4 protein-coding genes are annotated in these 26,363 nt (G+C 51.9%); all 4 read left to right on the forward strand.

Annotated features, from left to right (window positions below; genetic code table 11):
* The first annotated feature begins 160 nt into the window (after nt 1–160).
* Genes srfAA through srfAD form a run of 4 tightly spaced genes read left to right on the forward strand, consistent with a single transcriptional unit; the run spans nt 161 to nt 26,321 of the window.
* A complete protein-coding gene (gene srfAA / locus GNE05_RS02135) occupies nt 161–10,915 on the forward strand; it encodes a surfactin non-ribosomal peptide synthetase SrfAA (RefSeq protein ID WP_160182378.1) in 10,755 nt (3,584 codons plus the stop codon).
* A gap of 21 nt (nt 10,916–10,936) precedes the next feature.
* Nucleotides 10,937–21,700 (forward strand): surfactin non-ribosomal peptide synthetase SrfAB, encoded by a 10,764-nt coding sequence (gene srfAB / locus GNE05_RS21125; RefSeq protein ID WP_160182379.1) that lies wholly within the window; start codon nt 10,937–10,939, stop codon nt 21,698–21,700.
* 34 nt (nt 21,701–21,734) lie between these two features.
* Nucleotides 21,735–25,571 carry a surfactin non-ribosomal peptide synthetase SrfAC gene (srfAC, locus tag GNE05_RS02145; protein WP_160182380.1) on the forward strand — a complete coding sequence of 1,279 codons (3,837 nt, stop codon included), beginning with the start codon at nt 21,735–21,737 and terminating at the stop codon, nt 25,569–25,571.
* An 18-nt stretch (nt 25,572–25,589) separates the two neighbouring features.
* Nucleotides 25,590–26,321, forward strand: coding sequence for a surfactin biosynthesis thioesterase SrfAD (gene srfAD / locus GNE05_RS02150; protein WP_014416878.1), 732 nt, complete (start codon nt 25,590–25,592; stop codon nt 26,319–26,321).
* Nucleotides 26,322–26,363 lie beyond the last annotated feature (42 nt).

Here is a 26,363-nt window from a genome sequence, read left to right on the forward strand (position 1 = left end):
TGCGCGGGTGAACGGATGACGGATTTCGGCGGTGATTGAATCGGGATCGTTTTTGGAGGTAAGTGGTTCTTTTGGCTTGAGAATGAGTTAGGGACATAGAGGGAGGCTGTTTCTAAGGGAGAATTGACAACTTTATCTTAAAAAGGGGAGGCGCACACATATGGAAATAACTTTTTATCCTTTAACAAATGCTCAAAAACGTATCTGGTATACAGAAAAATTCTATCCGAACACAAGCATTTCAAATCTAGCCGGTTTCGGGAAACTCATTTCTGAAGACGGCGTACAGGCTCATTACGTTGAGAAAGCGATACAGGAATTCGTCCGGCGGTATGAGTCGATGAGAATCCGTCTGCGGCTTGATGATGAGGGGGAGCCCGTTCAATATGTGAGCGAATACCGTCCGCTCTCTATCGGGCACACGGATATCAGGCAAGCCGGCTGCTCTGCGGACGAGCTGTCCAAATGGGGGCGTGAAGAAGCTGGCAAGCCTCTGGCGTTATATGATCAGGATTTATTCCGTTTTTCCGTGCACACGATCAGTAAAAATGAGGTCTGGTTTTACGCTAATGTGCATCACATTATTTCAGACGGGATTTCCATGACGATTCTGGGCAATGCGATTACTGATATTTATTTGGAGCTTTCAGGCGGGACAAGTGAGGAACAGACGGAGATTCCTTCTTTTATTGAGCACGTGCTGACAGAGCAGGAATATGTGCAGTCGAAGCGGTTTAAAAAGGATCGGGATTTTTGGAACGGGCAGTTTGAGACCGTGCCGGAGCTTGTGTCCTTGAAACGGAGCCAGGCAGATGCGGGTCTTAATGCGAAACGGTTTTCTCAAGAAATTCCTCACGACTTATATGGCCGCATTCATTCATTCTGCGAGGAGCATAAAGTCAGCGTACTATCTCTGTTCCAGTCAGCTCTGATCACTTATCTCTACAAAGTGACCGGTCGTGATGACGTTGTCACGGGTACGTTTATGGGAAACCGGACGAATGCGAAAGAAAAGCAGATGCTCGGGATGTTCGTATCTACGGTGCCTGTGCGGACAAGCGTTGACGGAGGACAGTCGTTCTTGGAATTCGTTAAAGGCCGGATGAAGGATTTGATGAAAATTCTCCGCCACCAAAAGTATCCGTATAACCTGCTTGTCAATGATTTGCGCGCTTCGAAAAGTTCGCTGAGCAGATTGTTTACGGTGGCTCTGGAGTACCAGGTGATGCAGTGGCAGAAAAAAGAGAATCTGTCCTTCCTGACAGACCCTATTTTCAGTGGAAGCGGTACAAATGATATTTCAATTCATGTGAAGGAACGATGGGACACCGGGAAATTGACAATTGATTTTGACTATCGCAGCGACATTTTCAAGGGGGAAGAGATTGAATCTGTTTCTGAACGTTTGATCACGCTGATTGAAGATGCGATTTCATCTCCTGATCGCATAATTGATGAACTTACTCTTCTTTCTGAATCCGAGAAAGAGCGGCTGCTGAAACGGGCCTCCGGCAATCCGGTGAATTACCGCAAGGAGATGACGATTCCGGGGCTGTTTGAAGAGAAAGTGAAGTCACTGTCTGACAAACCCGCGGTTGTGTATGAAGGCCGAACATTGTCCTATCGCACATTGCATGAACAGTCAGGCCGTATTGCCGGACGCCTTCTTCAAGCCGGGATATCAGCCGATTCTCCTGTCGCGGTGCTGCTTGGCCGTTCTGAGCGTGTCATTGCGGCAATATTGGGAATTTTGAAAGCGGGCGGCGCCTATGTGCCGATAGATCCTGACTTTCCGGCGGATCGGATTCAGTACATTTTGGAGGACAGCGGAGCGAAGGCTGTTCTGACGGAAGCCGGAATACAGGCGCCTGCAGCGGATGCCGAACGGATTGATTTTGACGAGGCTGTTCAGTATGAGACGGCTGCGGACGGTGTCAGCACACAATCAGACCGGCTGGCTTACATCATCTACACGTCAGGTACAACGGGGCGGCCGAAAGGCGTGATGATTGAGCACCGGCAAGTTCATCATCTGGTGCAATCACTGCAGCAGGAGATTTATCAATGCGGTGAGCAGACATTAAGAATGGCGCTTTTGGCTCCGTTTCATTTTGATGCGTCCGTCAAACAGATATTCGCCTCGCTTCTTTTGGGACAGACGCTTTATATCGTGCCGAAAACGACTGTAACGAATGGCTCGGCACTGCTGGACTATTATCGTCAAAACCGGATTGAAGCCACTGACGGAACGCCTGCGCATCTGCAGATGATGGTTGCGGCGGGAGATGTCAGCGGAATTGAACTCAGCCACATGCTCATTGGGGGAGAGGGCCTGTCCGCGGCTGTTGCTGAACAGCTGATGACGCTCTTTCATCAATCGGGCAGGACGCCGCGTCTGACGAATGTCTACGGGCCGACAGAAACGTGCGTAGATGCGTCCGTGCATCAGATGTCAGCCGATAACGGAATGAATCAACAGGCGGCGTACGTTCCGATCGGAAAACCGCTCGGCAACGCCCGTCTGTATATATTGGATAAGCACCAGCGGCTTCAGCCCGACGGCACGGCCGGTGAGCTGTATATCGCGGGTGATGGTGTAGGCCGCGGCTATTTAAATCTTCCGGATTTGACCGCAGAGAAGTTTTTGCAGGACCCGTTTAACGGAAGCGGCCGCATGTACCGCACGGGTGATATGGCGCGCTGGCTGCCGGACGGGACGATCGAATATATCGGCCGTGAAGATGATCAGGTGAAAGTCCGCGGCTACCGTATTGAGCTGGGAGAAATTGAAACGGTGCTCAGAAAAGCTCCGGGCGCGGCGCAGGCCGTCGTGCTGGCACGGCCGGATCAGCAGGGCAGCTTAGATGTCTGCGCATATATCGTTCAGGAAAAAGGAACCGAGTTTCACCCTGCCGAGTACAGAGAGTATGTGTCCAAGCACCTTCCTGATTACATGGTGCCCGCTTACTTTACAAAAACGGACGAAATTCCGCTCACGCCGAGCGGGAAGGCGGACCGCAAAAAGCTGTTTGCGCTTGATGTGCAGGCTGTCAGCTCATCCGAATATGCCGCGCCGAGAAATGAAACGGAGGAAATGCTCACCGTCATCTGGCAGGAAGTCCTCGGAATGGACAAGGCGGGCATTTATGATCATTTCTTCGAGTCAGGCGGTCATTCATTAAAGGCCATGACGCTTCTGACGAAAATTCATAAGCAAATGGGCGTTGAAATTCCGCTGCAATACTTGTTTGAGCATCCGACGATTGCGGCGCTTGCCGATTATGCGGAAAACCGAAACGAAGGACCGGCATTCAGTGCAATTGAGCCGGCTGAGAAGCAGGCGAGCTATCCGCTTTCGCTCGCTCAGCAGCGGACTTATATCGCGAGCCAATTTGAAGACGCGGGAGTCGGATATAACATGCCGGCTGCGGCCATGATTGAGGGCGTTTTAGACCGAGAAAAGCTTGAGCGTGCATTTTCTGCCTTAATCAGCAGGCATGAAGCGCTCAGAACATCGTTTCAATCAGAGGACGGCACGCCGAGACAGGTGATTGGCGAGCATGTTCCGTTTCATATTGAAATGATCGAAGCGCGCGGAAGAACGAATGAACAGGTCATGAAGGACTTTGTGCGCCGTTTTGATTTATCTGAGGCGCCGCTGTTCAGAATCGGCCTGCAAACGCTCGGTCACAATCGCCATCTGCTGCTGTTTGATATGCATCACCTGATTTCTGACGGGGTGTCTATTTCCATCATGCTGAAGGAACTGGCTGACATCTACGGCGGAAATCAGCTGCCTGAATTGCGCATTCAATATAAAGATTATGCCGTATGGCAGGCGGAACGGGCGAAAGAAGGCTACAAGAAGGAGCGGGCGTACTGGAAAGAAGTCTTCAGCGGGGAACTGCCGGTGCTTCAGCTGCTCCCTGATTATCCGCGGCCGCAGGTGCAAAGCTTTGAAGGTGACCGCGTGTCCGCCAAGCTGCCGAAAATGCTGCGGGAACGGCTGCAGAAGCTTGCCGAGAAAAACGGAGCCACCCTTTACATGGTGCTGTTATCGGCATACTATACGCTGCTTTCTAAGTATTCGGGACAGGAAGACATCATCGTGGGAACACCGTCAGCGGGAAGAAATCACTCCGATACCGAGGGGCTCATCGGGATGTTTGTCAACACGCTCGCGCTGAGAAGCTCCGTGAAGCAGGATCAGACATTTGCCGGCTTGTTAGGTCATGTGCGCAAGCAGGTGCTGGATGCGTTTTCTCATCAGGATTATCCGTTTGAGTGGCTGACCGAGGAACTGAACGTGCCCCGGGACATGAGCAGGCATCCGATATTTGACACGATGTTCAGTCTGCAAAATGCTTCGGACGGAATTCCGGAGATCGGTAATCTGACGCTGTCTCTTCATGAAACAAACTTCAACATCGCCAAATTCGACCTGACCATGCAGGCCCGGGAAACAGCGGAAGGCATTGCGCTTGATTTGGATTATTGCACGAAGCTGTTTAAGCGCTCAACTGCGGATCGCATGCTTGCGCACTATGTCCGTCTGCTGGAGAGAGCGGCAGCTCAGCCGGATGCGAAAATCAGCGAATATGATCTGCTTTCTGAACGGGAGGCTTTGACTCAATTACAGCGGTTCAACCCGGAACGCACGGCATACCCGAAAGAGCAAACGATCGTGCAGATCTTTGAAGAACAAGCCCGAAAGAACCCTGACCGGACGGCTCTTCAGTTCGAAGGGGAAACCCTGTCGTATCAGCAGCTGAATGAACGCGCCAACAGGCTTGCGCGGCATATTCTTTCGGTCGGAGGCGGCGGAAAAACCGCGGCTGTTCTGTGTGAACGGTCAATGGATATGATTGTTTCCATTATGGCTGTGTTAAAAGCGGGGTCCGCCTATGTGCCGATTGATCCTGAGCATCCGGTTCAGCGGATTCAGCATTTCTTCCGCGACAGCGGGGCGAATGTGCTCATGACTCAGCAAAGCCTCAAGCCGCTTGCGGAAAAGGCCGGTTTTCAAGGCGTCATTGTGCTTGCTGATGATGAGGCGAGCTATGAAAAGGACTCTCGCAATCCAGCATTGCCGTTTGATTCCAAAACGATTGCCAATCTCACTTATACATCAGGCACGACGGGAACGCCGAAAGGAAACATCGTCACACATGCCAACATTTTGCGGACGGTAAAAAATACGAACTATTTGACCGTTTCTGAAGAGGACACAGTGCTCGGTCTGTCAAACTACGTCTTTGACGCTTTTATGTTTGATATGTTCGGTTCGCTGTTAAACGGTGCAAAGCTTGTGATCGTCCCGAAAGATACGGTGCTGGATATGTCACGCCTGTCCCGTGTGATCAAACGGGAGAACGTCAGCATTCTGATGATTACGACGGCCCTGTTCCACCTGCTTGTTGATATGGAGCCGTCCTGTCTGACGACGCTTCGGAAAATCATGTTCGGGGGCGAAAGAGCGTCTGTAGAACATGTCAAAAAGGCGCTGGCGGCAGTCGGAAAAGGAAGACTGCTTCATATGTACGGCCCGTCGGAAAGCACAGTGTTTGCGACATACCATCCGGTGGATGTCATTGAAGAGGATACGCTCTCCGTTCCGATCGGGAAACCGGTCAGCAATACGGAAGTCTTTATCATGAACTCAGCCGGACGCATTCAGCCGGCGGGTATCCCGGGAGAGCTGTGCGTCAGCGGGGAAGGTCTCGTAGAAGGGTACTACAACCGTCCTGAACTGACGGAAGAAAAATTTGTAAAGCATCCGTTTAAGGAAGGTGAACGGATGTATAAAACGGGCGATTTGGCCAGATGGCTTCCGAATGGCGATATCGAGTTTATCGGACGTATCGATCATCAGGTGAAAATCCGCGGTCAGCGGATTGAGCTTGGCGAAATTGAGCATCAGCTCCAAAGCCATGACCAGATTCAGGAATGCATTGTGCTCGCTGTGGATCAGGGCGCGGGTGACAAACTTCTTTGCGCGTATGTTGTCGGCCTCCGAGAAATCTCTTCCCGGGAGCTGAGGGAGCATACGGCGAAGGATCTGCCGGCTTATATGATTCCGTCCGTCTTTATTCAATTGGATGAACTGCCTCTTACAGGGAACGGAAAAATCGACAGACGGGCGCTGCCGATGCCGGATGTGACCGCAGCGAATGCCGTGTCTTATACGGCGCCGCGCAACGAAACAGAACAAAAACTGGCGGATATTTGGGCTGAGGTGCTGCAAATGGAACGTGTCGGCGTCCATGATCAGTTCTTTGAGATCGGGGGCCACTCGTTAGCGGGGATGAAACTGCTGGCCCTTATCCAGAAGACATTAGGCGTGCAGCTTACCTTAAAGGATCTGTTCACTTCTCCGACGGCTGCGGGGCTGGCGCAGCTGATTGAAGGGGCTGAGCGGAAGGCGGCTGAGAGCATCACACCGGCGGCCGAGCGGGAAACGTATCCGGTTTCTTCACCGCAGAAGCGGATGTTCGTGCTTCAGCAGCTGGAAGGCGCTGAAACAAGCTATAACATGCCGTCTGTGCTCCGCTTAAAAGGAAAGCTTGATGCAGAAAAGCTGAAATCCGTCATGAAACAGCTGACAGAACGCCATGAAGCCTTCAGAACGACATTTGACATAAAGGATGGAGAAACGGTTCAGCGCATATGGGCGGAAGCTGATATCGACATGGAATATTATGAAGCCTCTGAAGAAGATGCTGAACGGATTATTCAGAGCTTTATCCGGCCGTTCCGCCTGGATCAGCTTCCTCTCGTCAGAACGGGACTGGTCAAGCTGGCTGAACATGACCACCTGCTGCTGTTTGATATGCACCATATCATTTCGGACGGCGCTTCAGTCGGCGTGCTGATAGATGAACTGTCCCGCTTATATGGCGGCGAAACGCTTGAGCCGCTGCGGATTCATTATAAAGACTATGCGGTATGGCAGCAGAAATTTATTCAATCAGAGCAGTACCGCAAGCAGGAGGAGCATTGGCTTCGGGAGCTTGACGGCGAGCTTCCGGTATTGACGCTGCCGGCTGATTACAGCCGTCCGGCCGTGCAAACCTTTGAAGGAGACAAGCTGGTCTTTTCTCTGACTGAGGAACAGACGTCGGCTCTTCGCAGTCTTGCGAAACAAACGGATTCTACCATGTACATGGTGCTGCTGGCGTCATACAGCGCCTTTCTCTCAAAACTGAGCGGACAGCATGACATCATTGTCGGCTCGCCGGTTGCGGGACGGTCACATGCGGATCTCACAAACGTCATCGGTGTTTTTGTGAATACACTCGCGCTTCGTACGTATCCGGAAGCGGACAAAACGTTCACGGACTATCTTAAAGAAGTGAAACAAACCGCTTTACATGCATTTGACGCGCAGGATTATCCGCTTGAAGACCTTCTGCAAAAGGTTGAGGTGCAGCGTGATACGAGCAGAAATCCGCTGTTTGATGCGGTATTCTCAATGCAAAATGCAAATGCGGAAAATCTGGTCATGGAAGGAATTGAGCTGAAGCACCATCCGTTTGACAGAAAAACAGCCAAGTTTGACCTGACAATGACGGCTGAGGACACAGACGAAGGCTTAACGTTTGTGCTTGAATATAACACCGCGCTGTTTAAACCGGAAACGGCAGAGACATGGAAGCATTACTGGCTTCAACTGTTAGAAGCCGCAGCGGAAAATCCGGCCGCGAAGCTTTCTGAGCTTTCATTGGTGAATAAAACAGAAAAACAAGCCCTCCTTGACGCATGGAAAGGAAAAACAATTTCTGTGCCGCGGGACAAAACGGTTCACCGTCTCTTTGAAGAAACGGCCGCCCGCTACGCGGACCGGCCGGCCGCGGCATACAACGGCGCGAAATGGACGTACGGCGAGCTGAACGCAAGGGCGAATCGCATCGCGCGCATTCTCATGGACTGCGGCGTCACGGCTGACGAGCGTGTCGGCATCCTGACGAAACCGTCCTTGGAAATGGCCGCGGGCGTACTCGGCGTCCTGAAAGCGGGCGCGGCATTTGTGCCGATTGACCCCGACTACCCGGAAGAGCGGATCAGCTACATTCTGCAGGACAGCGGCGCGAAGCTTCTTCTCACACAGGAAGCGCTGGGCGTGCCGGACAGCTACAAAGGAGAAACGATCCTGCTTGACGGCGGACGCTCCATTCTGAGCCTGCCGCTTGATGAAAACGATGAAGCGAACCCGCAGACGGAAACAACGGCGGATCATCTCGCTTATATGATTTACACATCAGGAACGACCGGACAGCCGAAAGGTGTCATGGTCGAACACCATGCGCTGGTGAACCTGTGCTTCTGGCATCACGACGCATTCGCCATGACGGCGGATGATAAAAGCGCCAAATACGCGGGCTTCGGTTTTGACGCCTCCATCTGGGAGATGTTCCCGACATGGACCATCGGCGCGGAACTTCACGTCATTGACGAAGCGATCCGGCTGGATATCACCCGCTTAAATCACTATTTCGAAGAGCACGGCGTGACCATCACCTTCCTGCCGACGCAGCTCGCCGAACAATTTATGGAGCTGGAAAATACCTCTCTCCGCATGCTTCTCGTCGGCGGCGATAAGCTGAAGCGGGCGGTGAAACAGCCGTACACGATCGTCAACAACTACGGCCCGACGGAAAACACCGTCGTCGCGACAAGCGGCGTCATCAATCCGGAGGAAGGGTCGCTTTCGATCGGACGGGCGATTGCCAATACGAGAGCTTATATTCTCGGCGACGGCGATCAGGTGCAGCCGGAAGGCATTGCCGGTGAATTATGCGTGGCAGGCCGCGGACTTGCGCGCGGATACCTGAACCGTGAAGAAGAAACGGCGAAGCGGTTTACCGCCGATCCGTTCGTGCCCGGCGAGCGCATGTACCGGACCGGCGACCTCGTCAAATGGAACGCGCAGTGCGGCATCGAATACATCGGGCGTATCGACCAGCAGGTCAAAGTGCGGGGCTACCGGATCGAGCTTTCAGAAATCGAAGTCCGCCTCGCCCGGCTTGCGGACGTTCATGACGCAGCGGTGACGGCGGTGGAAGACAAAGCGGGCAATACCGCGCTTTGCGCCTATGTCGCGCCTCAGCAGGACGATATCGAAACGCTCAAAGCCGCGCTGAAAGACACGCTGCCTGACTACATGGTGCCGGCGTTCTGGGTGGAGATGGACGAGCTTCCGGTCACCGCAAACGGAAAGATTGACAAAAAAGCCCTGCCGGAACCGGACATTGAAGCGGGAAGCGCCGCGTACAAAGCGCCGGAAACGGAGATGGAGACGCTGCTTTCCGACATTTGGCAGGAAGTGCTCGGTCTTGACCAGATCGGCGTAAGCGATAATTTCTTCACGCTCGGCGGGGACTCGATCAAAGGCATCCAAATGGCAAGCCGTCTGAACCAGCACGGCTACAAGCTGGAGATGAAAGACCTCTTCCAGCACCCGACCATTGAAGAGCTCGTCTCCTATGTGGAGCGAACGGAAGGCAAGCAGGCCGACCAGGGACCTGTCGAAGGCGAAGCGGAGTTAACGCCGATCCAGCGCTGGTTCTTTGAGAAAAACTTCACCGACAAACACCACTGGAATCAATCCGTCATGCTTCACGCGAAAGACGGCTTTGATCCGGAGATAACAGAAAAAACATTACATGTCCTGACGGTGCACCATGATGCGCTCCGGATGATTTATCGTGAACAAAAACCGTATTACAGAGGGCTTGAGGATGTGTCTGTTGAACTGAACGTCTTTGAGCTGAACGGACCTGCTGAAGACCATGAGGACCGTATCGAAAGGGAAGCAGACCGTCTTCAAAGCAGTATTTCACTGGAAATAGGACATCTGCTGAAGGCCGGGCTCTTCCAGGCTGAAGATGGAGACCACCTTCTTCTCGCAATCCATCACTTAGTCGTGGATGGTGTATCTTGGCGGATTTTACTGGAGGACTTTACGTCCGTTTATACGCAGCTGAAGCAAGGCAATGAACCGGCGCTGCCGCCGAAAACACATTCATTCGCCGAATTTGCTGAAAGAATCAAAGAATACGCAAATACGAAGGCGTTTCTGAAAGAAGCGGATTACTGGAGAGAGCTTGAGGAAAAAGAGGTGTGCACTCAGCTTCCGAAAGACAGGCAGTCTGGTGATCAGCGCATGAAACATACGAGAACGGTCAGCTTCTCTCTGACGCCTGAACAAACTGAACAGCTGACGACAAACGTACATGAAGCCTATCACACCGAAATGAACGACATCCTGCTCACGGCGCTCGGATTGGCGCTGAAAGAGTGGACGGGTGAAGACACGATCGGCGTTCATTTGGAAGGCCACGGGCGCGAAGATATTCTTGACGGCCTGAATATCACCCGGACGGTCGGATGGTTTACGAGCATGTATCCGATGATCCTTGAGATGAAGCACGCCGACGATCTTTCATATCAGCTTAAACAAATGAAAGAAGACATCAGACACATCCCGAACAAAGGAGTCGGCTACGGCATTCTGCGTTATGTAACGGCGCCTGAGCATAAAGAGAATCTTTCATTTGAGATTGATCCGGATATCAGCTTTAACTACTTAGGCCAGTTTAATGAGATGTCGGATTCCGGCTTATTTACAAGATCCGGGATGCCGTCAGGACAATCGCTGAGCCCTGACACAGAGAAGCCGAATGCGCTTGATATTGTCGGATTTATAGAAAACGGGCAGATGACGATGACGTTTGCCTATCATTCTCTCGAATTTCATGAAAAAACCATTCAATCGTTCAGTGACAGCTTTAAAGGGCACCTCTTGAAAATCATAGATCACTGCCTGGCCCAAGACGGACCTGAGCTTACGCCTAGTGATCTTGGCGATGATGATCTGACGCTTGATGAACTTGATAAATTAATGGAAATTCTCTAACAGAAAAGACAGAGGTGACATATGAGCAAAAAATCGATTCAAAAGGTGTATGCACTCACACCGATGCAGGAGGGAATGCTGTATCATGCGCTGCTTGATCCGCATTCTTCCTCCTACTTCACACAATTAGAGCTTAGGATCCACGGAAGCTTTCAGCTGGAGCTTTTTGAAAAAAGCGTCAATGAGCTGATCCGGACATATGACATCCTGCGTACGGTATTCGTGCACCAGCAGCTTCAAAAACCGCGCCAAGTCGTATTGGCGGAGCGGAAGACGAAGGTGCACTATGAAGATATCAGTCAATTAGATGAAGCGCGCCAAACCGAATATATTGAACGTTATAAACGCAGCGTGCAGCAGCAGGGCTTTCATCTGGCGAAGGATATTCTCTTTAAAGCGGCGGTGTTCAGACTCAGTGAGAAGGAGCTGTATCTCGTCTGGAGCAATCATCATATCGTCATGGACGGCTGGAGTATGGGCGTTTTGATGAAAAGCCTGTTCCAAAACTATGAAGCGCTTCGTACCGGCCGGCCCGCCGGGGGAAGCCAGGGCAAACCTTACTCTGACTATATCAAATGGCTCGGAGGCCGGGATTATGAGGAGGCGGAACAATATTGGAGCAGCCGCCTGGCGGATTTCGAACAGCCGAGCCTGCTCCCGGGCCGTCTGGCAGCAGAAAAGAAAGACTACCAAAATGAAGAATATTCTTTTGTCTGGGATGAAGAGCTGGTCGCGCAGATTCAGCAGACCGCCAACCGGCATCAAGTCACGGGGCCTAACCTGTTTCAGGCCGTTTGGGGTGCGGTGCTCAGCAAATACAACTATACAGACGATGTGGTGTTCGGCACCGTTGTATCAGGCCGTCCTTCAGAAATCAACGGCATAGAAACGATGGCGGGGCTGTTCATCAATACGATTCCCGTCAGAATCAAGATTGACAAAGGTGCAGCCTTTTCGGACGTGATGGCGGCAGTTCAGAAAAACGCCGTGGAAGCCGAGCGCTATGATTATGTGCCGCTCTATGACATTCAAAAGCGCTCCGCCCTGGACGGCAGCCTCTTAAATCATTTGGTCGCGTTTGAAAACTATCCGCTGGACAAAGAGCTGGAAAACGGGGGCATGGAGGAAAGACTCGGCTTTTCCATTAAAGTTGAACATGCTTTTGAGCAGACGAGCTTTGATTTCAATCTCATCGTGTATCCGGGAAAAACGTGGACTGTCAAAATCAAATACAACGGAGCGGCTTTCGCCCATGATGCCATCGAACGAACGGCGCATCATCTGACCCGCATGATGAAAGCGGCGGTCGGAACGCCTGACGCGCCCGTGCGGGAACTCGGCCTTGTTTCAGGTGAAGAAGAGCGGCAGATTGTTGAGGTATTCAATGATACGAAAACGGCGCTTCCGGAAGAGGAGACCGTTCACCGTTTGTTTGAAGCACAGGCAAACCGGACGCCTGCAAGCATCGCGATAAAAGAAGCGGGACGCGAATGGACCTACCGTGAAGTGAACGAAGCGGCCAACCGCCTGGCGAGACGCCTTGTGAAGAGCGGGCTGGAAAAAGGCCGGACCGCCGCTATTATGAACGACCGGTCTGCGGAAACCGTTATCGGAATGCTTGCCGTCCTAAAAGCAGGCGGCGCATATGTGCCGATTGATCCGGCTTTTCCGGAGGACCGTCTCCGCTTTATGGCGGAAGACAGCTCAATTCGGCTCGTGCTGACAGTTCAGGACTATCAAGAACAAGCGGGCGCATTGCAAGTCCCGGTCGTCATGCTGGATGAAAGCACGGATGAAACGGTAAGCGGAACAGACTTGAATCTTCCGGCCGGCGGCAACGACTTGGCGTATATCATGTATACATCCGGATCGACCGGCAAACCGAAAGGCGTCATGATTGAACACAGAAATATCATCAGGCTCGTCAAACATTCGAATTACGTGCCGGTTCATGAAGAAGACCGGATGGCGCAAACGGGAGCCGTCAGCTTTGATGCCGGAACCTTCGAAGTCTTCGGCGCATTGCTGAACGGAGCGTCATTGCACCCGGTGAAAAAAGAGACGCTGCTTGACGCCGGACAATTCGCCCAATTTCTGAAAGAGCAGCGGATCACGACCATGTGGCTGACGTCTCCGCTGTTTAATCAGCTTGCCCAAAAGGATGCCGGCATGTTTAACACGCTCCGGCACCTCATCATCGGCGGTGATGCGCTTGTGCCGCATATCGTCAGCAAAGTGAGGAAGGCATCACCGGAGCTGTCGCTTTGGAACGGCTACGGGCCGACGGAGAATACGACGTTTTCGACGAGTTTTCTCATTGATCAGGACTACGACGGTTCGATCCCGATCGGGAAGCCGATAGGAAATTCCACTGCGTACATTATGGATGAAAACCGCAGCCTCCAGCCGATCGGCGCGCCCGGTGAGCTGTGCGTCGGCGGAAGCGGAGTGGCAAGAGGCTATGTGAATCTGCCTGAATTAACGGAGAAGCAGTTTGTACGCGATCCGTTCAGACCGGATGAAATGATATACCGGACGGGGGACTTGGCGAAGTGGCTTCCGGACGGCACGATCGAGTTTCTCGGCAGAATTGACAACCAAGTAAAGGTCCGCGGTTTCAGAATCGAGCTCGGCGAAATCGAGGCGAAAATCAGCCAGGCGGAGAATGTGACGGAATCTGCGGCTGTGATCCGGAAAAATAAAGCGGATGAAAATGAAATCTGCGCTTACTTTACCGCAGACCAAGCCCTTTCGCCGGAAGACCTGCGCAAAACGCTTTCGGAATCACTTCCGGAATACATGATTCCGGCGCACTTCATCCAGATGAATCAGTTTCCGCTGACGGCGAACGGAAAGATTGATAAAAAAGCGCTGCCTGAGCCTCAGGCTGAAGCCGTTCAAAAAGAATACGTAGCGCCGAAAACGGAAGCGGAGCAGAAACTCGCGGACATTTGGGAAGGCATTCTCGGTGTAAAAGCGGGTGTGACTGACAATTTCTTCACGATTGGCGGACATTCTTTAAAAGCCATGATGATGACCGCTAAAATTCAGGAGCACTTTCAAAAAGAAGTGCCGATTAAAGTGTTATTTGAAAAGCCGACCATTCAGGAGCTTGCGCATTATTTGCAGCATGAGAGCGAGGAGGAGCAGCAGTTTGAACCGATCCGACAAGCGCCTTATCAGGAGCATTATCCTGTTTCCTCAGCACAGCGCAGGATGTATATCCTTAATCAGCTCGGACAGGCCAGCACGAGCTACAACGTCCCTGCTGTACTTCTGCTGGAAGGATCAGTAGACAAAAAGCGTCTTGAGGAGGCCATGCAGGCATTAATCAACCGTCATGAGACCTTGCGTACGTCGTTTGACATGGCAGATGGAGAAGTTGTGCAGACCATTCATAAAAATGTGTCGTTTGAGCTTGAAACCGCCGAGGGCCGGGAAGAAGATGCAGAAGAGCTGACAAAAGACTTTATCAGGCCTTTTGCGCTCAACCGCGCGCCGCTTGTCCGTTCGAAGCTGATCCGGCTTGAAGAAGACCGGCATCTTCTGCTGATTGACATGCACCACATTATTACGGACGGAAGCTCAATGGGCATTTTCATCGGTGATCTTGCGAAGCTTTATCAAGGCACGGAGCTTGCGCTGCCAAAGATTCATTATAAGGATTTTTCAGTCTGGCAGCGTGAAAAAGCAAATCTCGATCAGCACGAAGCCTACTGGCTTGAGACGTTCAAAGGCGATCTGCCGGTGCTGGATCTGCCGCTTGATTTCCCGCGTCCTGCCGAGCGCAGTTTTGAAGGGGAACGCGTCATCTTCGGGCTTGATAAACAGGTGACGGCGCAGATTAAGAAGCTGCTGGCTGATACGGATACGACGATGTACATGTTCTTGTTGGCCGCTTTTCAAGTGCTGCTGTCCAAATATTCGGGGCAGGAAGACATCATAGTCGGGTCTCCGGCGGCCGGAAGACAGCATCCTGATCTCCAAGACGTGCCGGGCATGTTTGTCAACACAGTTGCGCTTCGGTCGCATCCTGCCGGCAAAAAAACGTTCAAACAATTTTTGGATGAGGTGAAAACGGCGAGCCTTCAAGCTTTTGAGCATCAAAGCTATCCGCTTGAAGAATTAATTGAAAAACTGCCGTTAACGAGGGACACAAGCCGGAGTCCGCTGTTCAGCGTGTTATTTAATATGCAGAACATGGAGATCCCGGCCCTGCGGCTCGGAGATTTGGAGATTTCTTCATACTCCATGCATCATCATGTCGCTAAATTTGATCTTTCCTTAGAAGCGGCTGAACGCGGAGAAGAGGTCGGATTGAGCTTTGATTACGCGAAAGCCTTATTTGCGGACGAAACCATCCGCCGCTGGAGCGCTCATTTTGTCAATCTGATTAAAGCCTGCGCTGAAAATCCGGATATTCAGCTGTCCGACGCAAGCCTGCTGTCCGCTCCTGAACGGGAAGCGCTCCTTTCTGATGAAAAACGTACGGAAGCGGATCTGCCTGAGGGCACTTTTGTTTCGCTGTTTGAACGGCAAGCGCAAAAAACGCCTGATCTCACGGCGGTTGCGGGCGGAACAAGTCTGACATATCGTGAGCTTGATGAACGCTCGAACCGGTTTGCCCGCCACCTTCAGGCTTGCGGAACGGGCAGTGAGGACATCGTGGCCATTATGATGGATCGTTCGGCGGACTTGATTACCGCGCTTCTCGGCGTCATGAAAGCCGGAGCGGCATTTCTCCCGATTGATCCGGAGACTCCTGAAGAGAGAATCCGCTACTCTCTTGAAGACAGCGGAACGAAGCTTCTGGTCGTCAATGAGAGAAACATGACCGCGGCCGCCGTTTATAAAGGAAAAACGGTCGTAATGGAAGACGGAGAATGGCAGAACGAAAGCGCCGGCCGGCTTGAAACGGAGCCCGGCGCCGACCAGCTTGCATATATCATTTATACCTCGGGAACAACGGGCAAACCGAAAGGCGTCCAGCTGGAGCACCGCAATCTAATCAATTATGTCACATGGTTCAGCCGTGAAGCCGGTTTGACCGAAGCTGACAAATCTGTGCTGCTGTCTTCTTACGCATTTGATCTCGGCTATACGGCTATATTCCCGATTCTTCAGGCGGGCGGCGAGCTGCACATTGTGCCGAAAGAGACGTACACCGCGCCTGATCAGCTTGGTGAGTATATACAGAAAAACGGCATTACGTATATGAAACTGACGCCGTCATTGTTCCATATGATCGTCAATACAGCCCGCTTTGCGGCAGAACGCCGTTTCAGCCCGCTTCGTTTAGTGGTGCTCGGCGGAGAAAAGATCATCACGTCCGATGTCCGCAAGTTTCATGACGTATACGCCCATACCGACTTCATCAATCACTACGGGCCGACGGAAACGACGATCGGTGCCATTGCCGGACGGATCAATATGGAGCGCCTTGATCAATATGAGCAGCGTCCCGTCATCGGCCGCCCGATTGCGAATACCGGCGCGCTTGTATTGGACGGAGCAATGCAGCTCGTGCCTCCGGGCGCAAGCGGCGAGCTTTATATTACCGGAAAGGGGCTTGCCAGAGGATATCTTCACCGTCCGCAGCTGACGGCGGAGAAATTTCTCTCAAATCCTTTTTCACCGGACAGCCTGATGTACAAAACGGGAGATGTCGTCCGCAGGCTTTCTGACGGGACGATTGAATTTATCGGCCGTGCGGATGATCAGGTGAAAATCCGGGGCTACCGCATTGAATTAAAAGAGGTTGAAACCGTGCTGTTAAGCGTAAACGGCATTCAGGAGGCGGTCGTTCTCGCAGTCAGCGAAGGCGGGCTGCCGGAACTGTGCGCGTACTATAAAGCCGACAGTGAGCTGAAAGGCTCTGAGCTTCGCAAACGGCTTTCCGAAACCCTGCCGTCTCATATGCTTCCGGCTTATTTCGTGCAGGTAGAGCGCATTCCGCTCACAGCCAACGGAAAAACCGATAAAAACGCCCTCCCGAAACCGGGCGTCAGCCAAACGGCGCAAACAGCTTCAGCCTTGCCGGAAACGGAATTGGAGGAAAAACTGTGCCGCATTTGGAAACAGACACTCGGTACGGATACGCTCGGCATCGACGATAATTTCTTCGATTACGGCGGGCACTCTTTAAAAGGCATGATGCTCCTCGCCAATATTCAGGCTGAACTGGACAAAACGGTTCCGTTAAAAGCGCTGTTCGAACAGCCGACTGTCCGCCTGCTTGCCGCATATATCGAAAAATCAGCGGTATCTGAGGGATATCGGATGATCTCACCGGCAGACAGTGCAGACGCGTACCCGTTATCATCCGCCCAAAAACGGATGTACGTCCTGAACCAGCTTGACCGGGAGACAATCAGCTATAATATGCCGTCCGTTCTTCTGATGGAAGGAGAAGTCAATATTTCAAGGCTTCAGGAAGCGCTCAATCAGATGATCAATCGCCACGAGTCTTTGCGGACGTCCTTTATCGATCAAAACGGCCGCCCGATGCAGCAGATCGCAGAACAGGCTGACATTGACCTGCACATCTTTGAAGCAGCGGACGAGGAGAAAGCGGATCTTATCATTCAGGCATTCATTAAGCCGTTTGATCTGAGCGCGGCTCCGCTCATTCGGGCCGCTCTTGTCAGACTGAACGAAAAGAAACACCTGCTGCTGATGGATATGCATCATATTATTGCCGACGGCGTATCCAGAAGCATGCTGGTCAAAGAGCTCGCTCATCTTTATAAAGGGGGAAGTCTGCCGTCGCCGAACCTGCACTATAAAGACTTCGCCGTCTGGCAGAATGAACCTGAGCAGGCCGAACGGATGAAAGACCATGAGCGTTATTGGCTCTCCGCATTTTCCGGCGAGCTTCCTGAATTGAATCTGCCGACTGATTTCCCCCGTCCGCCGGTTCAAAGTTTTAAAGGACAATACGTCCGTTTCAGAGCGGGGCGTGAAACGGAAAAAGCGGTGCGTGAATTAATGGAATCATCAGGAGCGACTCTTCATATGGTGCTTCACGCCGCGTTCCATGTCTTTTTGAGCAAAATCACGGGGCAGCGCGATATCATTATCGGCTCGGTGACCGCCGGAAGAACGAACGCCGAAGTTCAGGAAATGCCGGGGATGTTTGTCAATACGCTTGCGCTTCGCAATGAAACGCGCAAAGAGCAGACCTTCGCCGGGCTGCTCGAACGGGTGAAACAAACCAATCTCGACGCGCTGGCGCATCAGGATTATCCGTTTGAGGATCTGATCGGAAAGCTTGACCTGTCGAGAGATATGAGCCGAAATCCGTTGTTCCAAGTCATGGTGACGACAGAAGATCCGGATAAAGAAACACTGGAACTGGAGAACCTGCGCATCACTCCGTATGAGTCAAACCAAGGCACGGCGAAATTCGATCTGACACTCGGCGGATTTACGGATCAAGAAGGCCTCGGCCTTCAGTTTGAATATGCGGCTGATCTGTTTAAAAAAGAAACAATTGAAAAGTGGAGCGCCGGGTTCCTGCGGATTCTGAAGCAAGCGGCAGAAAGCCCGGACAGAAAGCTGCCTGAGCTTTCACTGATCAGCGATGCTGAAAAACAAGCTCTCCTCAACGCATGGAAAGGAAAAACACTCTCTGTGCCGCAGGACAAAACGGTTCACCATCTCTTTGAAGAAACGGCCGCCCGCTACGCGAACCGGCCGGCCGCGGCATATAACGGCGCGAAATGGACGTACGGCGAGCTGAACGCAAGGGCGAACCGGATCGCGCGCATTCTCATGGACTGCGGCGTCACGGCTGACGAACGTGTCGGCATTTTGACGAAACCGTCCTTGGAAATGGCCGCGGGCGTACTCGGCGTCTTGAAAGCGGGCGCGGCATTTGTGCCGATTGATCCGGACTATCCGGAAGAGCGGATCAGCTACATTCTGCTGGACAGCGGCGCCAAGCTTCTTCTCACACAGGAAGCGCTGGACGTGCCGGACAGCTACAAAGGAGAAACGATCCTGCTTGACGGCAGCCGCTCCATTCTGAGCCTGCCGCTTGATGAAAATGATGAAGCGAACCCGCAGACGGAAACAACGGCGGATCATCTCGCTTATATGATTTACACGTCAGGAACGACCGGACAGCCGAAAGGTGTCATGGTCGAACACCATGCGCTGGTGAACCTGTGCTTCTGGCATCACGACGCATTCGCCATGACGGCGGATGATAAAAGCGCCAAATACGCGGGCTTCGGTTTTGACGCCTCCATCTGGGAAATGTTCCCGGCATGGACCATCGGCGCGGAACTTCACGTCATTGACGAAGCGATCCGGCTGGATATCACCCGCTTAAATCACTATTTCGAAGAGCACGGCGTGACCATCACCTTCCTGCCGACGCAGCTCGCCGAACAATTTATGGAGCTGGAAAATACCTCTCTCCGCATGCTTCTCGTCGGCGGCGATAAGCTGAAGCGGGCGGTGAAACAGCCGTACACGATCGTCAACAACTACGGCCCGACGGAAAACACCGTCGTCGCGACAAGCGGCGTCATCAATCCGGAGGAAGGATCGCTTTCGATCGGACGGGCGATTGCCAATACGAGAGTTTATATTCTTGGCGGCGGCGATCAGGTGCAGCCGGAAGGCATTGCCGGTGAATTGTGCGTGGCCGGCCGCGGTCTGGCGCGCGGATACCTGAACCGTGAAGAAGAAACGGCGAAGCGGTTTACCGCAGATCCGTTCGTGCCCGGCGAGCGCATGTACCGGACCGGCGACCTCGTCAAATGGAACGCGCAGTGCGGGATCGAATACATCGGGCGTATTGACCAGCAGGTCAAAGTGCGGGGCTACCGGATTGAGCTTTCAGAAATCGAAGTCCGCCTCGCTCAGCTTGCGGACGTTCATGACGCAGCGGTGACGGCGGTGGAAGACAAAGCGGGCAATACCGCGCTTTGCGCCTATGTCGCGCCTCAGCAGGCGGATATTGAAGCGCTCAAAGCCGCGCTGAAAGACATGCTTCCGGACTACATGGTTCCGGCGTTCTGGGTGGAGATGGACGAGCTTCCGGTCACCGCAAACGGCAAGATTGACAAAAAAGCCCTGCCGGCGCCTGACATTGAAGCGGGAAGCGTCGCGTACAAAGCGCCGGAAACGGAGATGGAGACGCTGCTTTCTGACATTTGGCAGGAAGTGCTCGGTCTTGACCAGATCGGCGTAAGCGATAATTTCTTCACGCTCGGCGGCGACTCGATCAAAGGCATCCAAATGGCGAGCCGTCTGAACCAGCACGGCTACAAATTGGAGATGAAAGACCTCTTCCAGCACCCGACCATCGAAGAACTCGTCTCTTATGTGGAGCGGACGGAAGGCAAGCAGGCCGACCAGGGCCCTGTCGAAGGCGAAGCGGAGTTAACGCCGATCCAGCGCTGGTTCTTTGAGAAAAACTTCACGGACAAACACCACTGGAATCAATCCGTCATGCTTCACGCGAAAGACGGCTTTGATCCGGACCTGGTGGAAAAAACCCTGCAAGCATTGATTGAACACCATGATGCGCTCCGCATGGTTTACCGTGAAGAAAGGGAAGGCGGCATCATTCAGACATACCTCCCTGTCACAGAATGCAAGGCAAGCTTTGACATCGTTGATCTGTACGGAACTGACGAGGATATGCTGAAAAGCCAGATTCAGCGGCTTGCCGATCATCTTCAGGGAAGTCTGGATCTGGAGAACGGCCCGCTGTTAAAAGCGGAGCAATACCGGACAGAACAAGGCGATCATCTGTTAATCGCGGTTCACCATCTCGTCGTGGACGGGGTTTCATGGAGAATTCTGCTTGAGGATTTCGCTTCAGGTTATAAACAGGCGCAGCAGCAAAACGACATCGTCCTCCCGCAAAAAACCCACTCCTTTAAAGATTGGGCGGAGGCGCTGAACACGTTTGCGCAATCAGAAGAGCTGAAAAAGCAGGCGGATTATTGGGCGCAGGCAGATGCGGAAGAACTCCGGCCGCTGCCGAAAGATCATGATCAGAACAAACGACTCGTCAAACATACGGCGGCCGTGAAATGTGAATTAACTGAGGAAGAAACGGCACAGCTGCTGACAGATGTTCATCATCCGTACGGAACGGAAATCAACGACATTCTGCTCAGCGCGCTCGGCTTAACGATCGGTGAATGGACGGAAAACGGCAAAGTCGGCATCAACTTAGAAGGACACGGCCGGGAAGAAATCATACCGAATGTCAATATTTCACGGACGGTCGGCTGGTTTACGGCCCAATATCCGTTGATTCTGCAGATCAGCAAGGAAGACGGCGTCTCTTCCGTCATTAAAACGGTAAAAGAGACAGTGCGGCGCGTTCCTGATAAAGGTGTAGGATACGGGATTCTCCGGTATCTGTCATCCGATGAAACAGAAAAAGGCGTCACGCCTGAAATCAGTTTTAACTACTTGGGGCAGTTTGACAATGAAGTGAAAACGGAATGGTTTGAGCCGTCTCCATATGATATGGGACGTCAAGTCAGCGAAGAGTCAGAAGCGTTATACGCACTGAGCTTCAGCGGGATGGTTACAGGCGGCCGCTTCGTCATTTCCTGCTCATACAATCAGGAAGAATATGAAAGAAGCACCGTCGAAACACAGATGCAGCGGTTTAAAGACAATCTTTTAATGATCATCCGCCATTGCACGGCCAAAGAGGAGAAAGAATTTACGCCGAGCGATTTCAGCGCGCAGGATCTTGAGATGGATGAAATGGGAGACATCTTTGACATGCTTGAGGAGAATTTAACGTGACAAAAACAGTTAACAGAAGGGGGGAGCGGAGCAGATGAGCCAGTTCAAAAAAGATCAAGTTCAGGACATGTATTATTTGTCGCCGATGCAGGAGGGAATGCTGTTTCATACTCTCCTGAATCCCGGCCAAAGCTTTTACATCGAACAAATGACAATGAAAGTAAAAGGCAGCTTGAATATCAAATGCCTTGAAGAAAGCATGAATGTGATCATGGACCGGTACGATGTATTTCGTACCGTGTTCATTCACGAAAAAGTAAAAAGGCCGGTCCAAGTCGTATTAAAAAAACGGCAGTTTCAGATAGAAGAAATCGATCTGACACACTTAACGGGCAGCGAGCAAGCATCCAAAATTAATGAATACAAAGAACAGGATAAGATCAAGGGCTTTGATTTGACGCGGGATATTCCGATGCGGGCAGCCATTTTCAAAAAATCGGAAGAAAGCTTTGAATGGGTGTGGAGCTACCACCACATCATTTTGGACGGCTGGTGCTTCGGTATCGTCGTGCAGGATCTGTTTAAGGTATACAATGCCCTGCGCGAACAAAAACCGTACAGCCTGCCGCCGGTCAAACCGTATAAAGACTATATCAAGTGGCTTGAAAAGCAGGATAAACAAGCATCACTGCATTACTGGCGTGAGTACTTAGAAGATTTTGAAGGACAAACGACATTTGCGGAGCAAAGAAAGAAACAAAAGGACGGCTATGAGCCGAAAGAGCTGCTCTTCTCACTGCCGGAGGCGGAAACAAAAGCATTTACCGAGCTTGCAAAATCGCAGCATACCACTTTAAGTACGGCGCTGCAGGCAGTCTGGAGCGTATTGATCAGCCGCTACCAGCAGTCCGGCGATTTGATCTTCGGCACAGTCGTTTCCGGGCGTCCCGCAGAAATCAAAGGCGTTGAACATATGGTCGGGCTGTTTATCAATGCTGTCCCGAGGCGGGTGAAGCTGTCTGGGGATACCACATTTAACGGCTTGCTCAAGCAGCTGCAGGAGCAATCGCTGCAGTCTGAGCCGCATCAATATGTGCCGCTCTATGACATCCAAAGCCAGGCCGATCAGCCAAAGCTGATTGACCACATCATTGTGTTTGAAAATTATCCGCTTCAGGATGCAAAAAATGAAGAGAACAGTGAAAACGGCTTTGATATGGAGGATGTACACGTTTTTGAGAAATCGAATTATGATCTCAACCTGATGGCTTCTCCAGGTGATGAGATGCTGATTAAGCTTGCCTATAACGGGAATGTGTTTGATGAGGCGTTTATCCTGCGCTTAAAATCTCAGCTTCTCACAGCGATTCAGCAGCTCATCCAGAAGCCGGATCAGCCTGTCAATACGATCAGACTTGTTGATGAAAAGGAAAGAGAGCTTCTGCTTACCGGCTTAAACCCGCCGGCTCAGACTCATCAGGCGAAGCCTCTGACGGATTGGTTCAAGGAAGCGGTGAATGTAAATCCTGATGCGCCGGCGCTTACGTATTCCGGCCAGACTCTTTCCTATCGTGAATTAGATGAGGAAGCGAACCGTCTTGCGCGCCGTTTGCAAAAGCAAGGTGCGGGCAAAGGCTCCGTTGTCGCGTTGTACACGAAGCGCTCGCTTGAACTGGTGATCGGCATTCTCGGCGTATTAAAAGCAGGAGCGGCTTATCTGCCGGTTGATCCGAAGCTGCCGGAAGACCGAATCTCGTATATGCTGGCTGACAGTGCGGCAGCCTGTCTGCTGACACATCAGGAGATGAAAGAAAAAGCGGCTCAGCTGCCGTATACAGGAACAACACTCATCATCGATGATCGGGCACGGTTTGAGGAACAGGCAAGCGATCCTGCAGCCGCAATTGATCCCGATGATCCGGCGTATATTATGTATACGTCCGGCACAACCGGAAAGCCGAAGGGCAATATCACCACTCATGCCAATATTCAAGGATTGGTCAAGCATGTAGATTACATGGCATTTTCTGAACAAGATACGTTCTTATCTGTTTCCAATTACGCCTTTGACGCATTTACCTTTGATTTCTACGCATCAATACTGAATGCGGCACGGCTCATTATCGCAGATGAACATACACTGCTTGATACAGAACGGCTCACTGATCTGATCCGGCAGGAGAATGTCAATGTCATGTTTGCGACAACCGCACTTTTTAATCTTCTCACCGATGCGGGAGAGGAGTGGCTGAAGGGGCTCCGCTGTGTGTTATTCGGGGGTGAGCGCGCTTCTGTGCCTCACGTCAGAAAAGCGCTTGAGATCATGGGGCCTGGCAAGCTGATTAATTGCTACGGGCCGACTGAGGGCACGGTGTTTGCGACAGCTCACGTCGTGCACGACATACCGGATTCCATTTCCTCATTGCCGATCGGAAAGCCGATCAGCAATGCCAGTGTTTATATTCTGAACGGGCAAAATCAGCTTCAGCCATTTGGGGCTGTCGGTGAACTGTGCATCAGCGGAATGGGTGTATCAAAAGGGTATCTGAACCGTCATGACCTGACGAAGCAAACGTTTATCCCAAATCCGTTCAAGCCGGGAGAAACGCTTTACCGCACAGGGGATTTAGCACGCTGGCTGCCGGATGGAACAATTGAATACGCCGGGCGTATTGACGACCAGGTCAAAATACGCGGACACCGGATTGAGCTTGAAGAAATCGAAAAGCAGCTGCAGGAATACCCGGGTGTGAAAGATGCGGTCGTTGTTGCAGACCGCCATGAGTCCGGAGATGCATCAATCAATGCCTACCTCGTGAACCGGACGCCGCTTTCAGCTGATGACGTAAAGAGGCACTTGAAAAAACAGCTTCCTGCTTACATGGTGCCGCAAACCTTTACTTTCTTAGAGGAGCTTCCGTTAACGACAAACGGGAAGGTCAATAAACGGCAGCTGCCGAAACCGGATCAGGCTCAGCCGGCGAAAGAATGGATCGGGCCTCGAAACGCGACGGAAGAAACAATTGCGCACATCTGGTCCGACATCCTCGGCAGACAGCAGATCGGGATTCATGATGATTTCTTCGCGCTCGGAGGCCATTCCTTAAAAGCGATGACGGCAGCGTCACGCATTAAAAAAGAGCTCGGTGCGGACATTCCGGTGCAGCTGTTATTCGAAGCGACGACAATCGCAGACATTGCCGGTTATCTGCTTCACGGTGAAGAAAAAGGAATGAAAGATCTCACCATCATGAATAAAAATCAGTCTGACACACTGTTTGCGTTCCCGCCGGTTCTCGGTTACGGGCTGATGTACCAGCCGCTGGCAAAACAGCTGTCCGGCTATAAAATCTGTGCGTTTGATTTTATCGAGGAAGACAACCGCATCGAACGCTACACAGAGCTGATCAATCAGCTCCAGCCGGAAGGACCGGTCAAGCTGTTCGGATACTCGGCAGGCTGCACGCTCGCCTTTGAAACGGCCAAACAGCTTGAAGCCGAAGGACGTAAAGTGGAGCGGCTGATCATGGTCGATTCCTATAAAAAACAAGGCGTCAGCGACTTAGAAGGCCGCACCGTAGAAAGTGATGTCCAGGCGCTGATGAAGGTAAACCGGGACAATGAAGCGCTGAATAACGAAGCCGTCAAAGAAGGTCTCGCCAAAAAAACAAACGCGTTTTATTCTTATTTCGTGCATACCGTCAGCACCGGCACGGTCAATGCGGATATAGATCTATTAACGTCAGAACCGGACTTTGCGATGCCGCCGTGGCTCGCTTCGTGGGAGGAAGCCACGACAGGTGAATACCGTGTGAAAAAAGGCTGCGGCACTCACGCAGAAATGCTTCAGGGAGAATGTCTTGAAAGGAATGCGGCATATTTGCTCGAATTCCTAAAGAAGGAACATCCGAAGCTGACAACTTCACGATAGAAAAGGAGGAAGCCGCCAATGGTCCAGCTCTTTAAATCGTTCGATACCACAGAAAAAACGCAGCTCATCTGTTTTCCGTTCGCAGGAGGCTATTCCGCATCATTCCGCCCGCTCCACACCTATCTTCAAGGTGAGTGTGAGATGCTTGCCGCGGAACCGCCGGGACACGGAACAAATCAAATGTCCCCCGTTGAGGATTTTGAACAGCTTGTCAGTTTATACAAGCAGGAGTTGAATCTCCATCCTGACCGCCCGTTTGTGCTGTTCGGCCACAGTATGGGAGGCATGGTCGCTTTCAGGCTGGCGCAAAAGCTGGAGCGGGAGGGCATTTACCCGCAGGCCGTGATCATCTCAGCCATTCAGCCGCCGCATGTGGAAAGGAAAAAAGTGTCTCATCTTGATGATGAAAAATTTCTCGCCCATATTATTGAGCTTGGCGGAATGCCGCAGGAGTTAGTGGAGAATAAGGAGGTCATGTCATTTTTCCTGCCTTCTTTCAGATCCGACTACCGCGCGCTTGAAAGCTTCCGTCCGTCTGATTCTCACATCATTCAATCACCCGTCCATATTTTTAACGGGCGGAAGGATAAAAAATGTATCAAAGATGCGGACGGATGGAAAAAATGGGCCGGCAATCCCGTATTTCATGAGTTTTCGGACGGCCACATGTTCATATTAAGTGAAACTGAAAAAGTGGCGGAACGAATCTATGAGATTATTAACAGGAGCACTGCAGGCCAATTGTTATAGGATATGACAGACAGCATTCGCTGTCTGTTTTTTGTAACAAAA

Origin of the sequence: Bacillus sp. AM1(2019) (assembly GCF_009906915.1) — a bacterium.
In the GTDB taxonomy this organism is placed as follows: Bacteria; Bacillota; Bacilli; order Bacillales; family Bacillaceae; genus Bacillus; species Bacillus velezensis.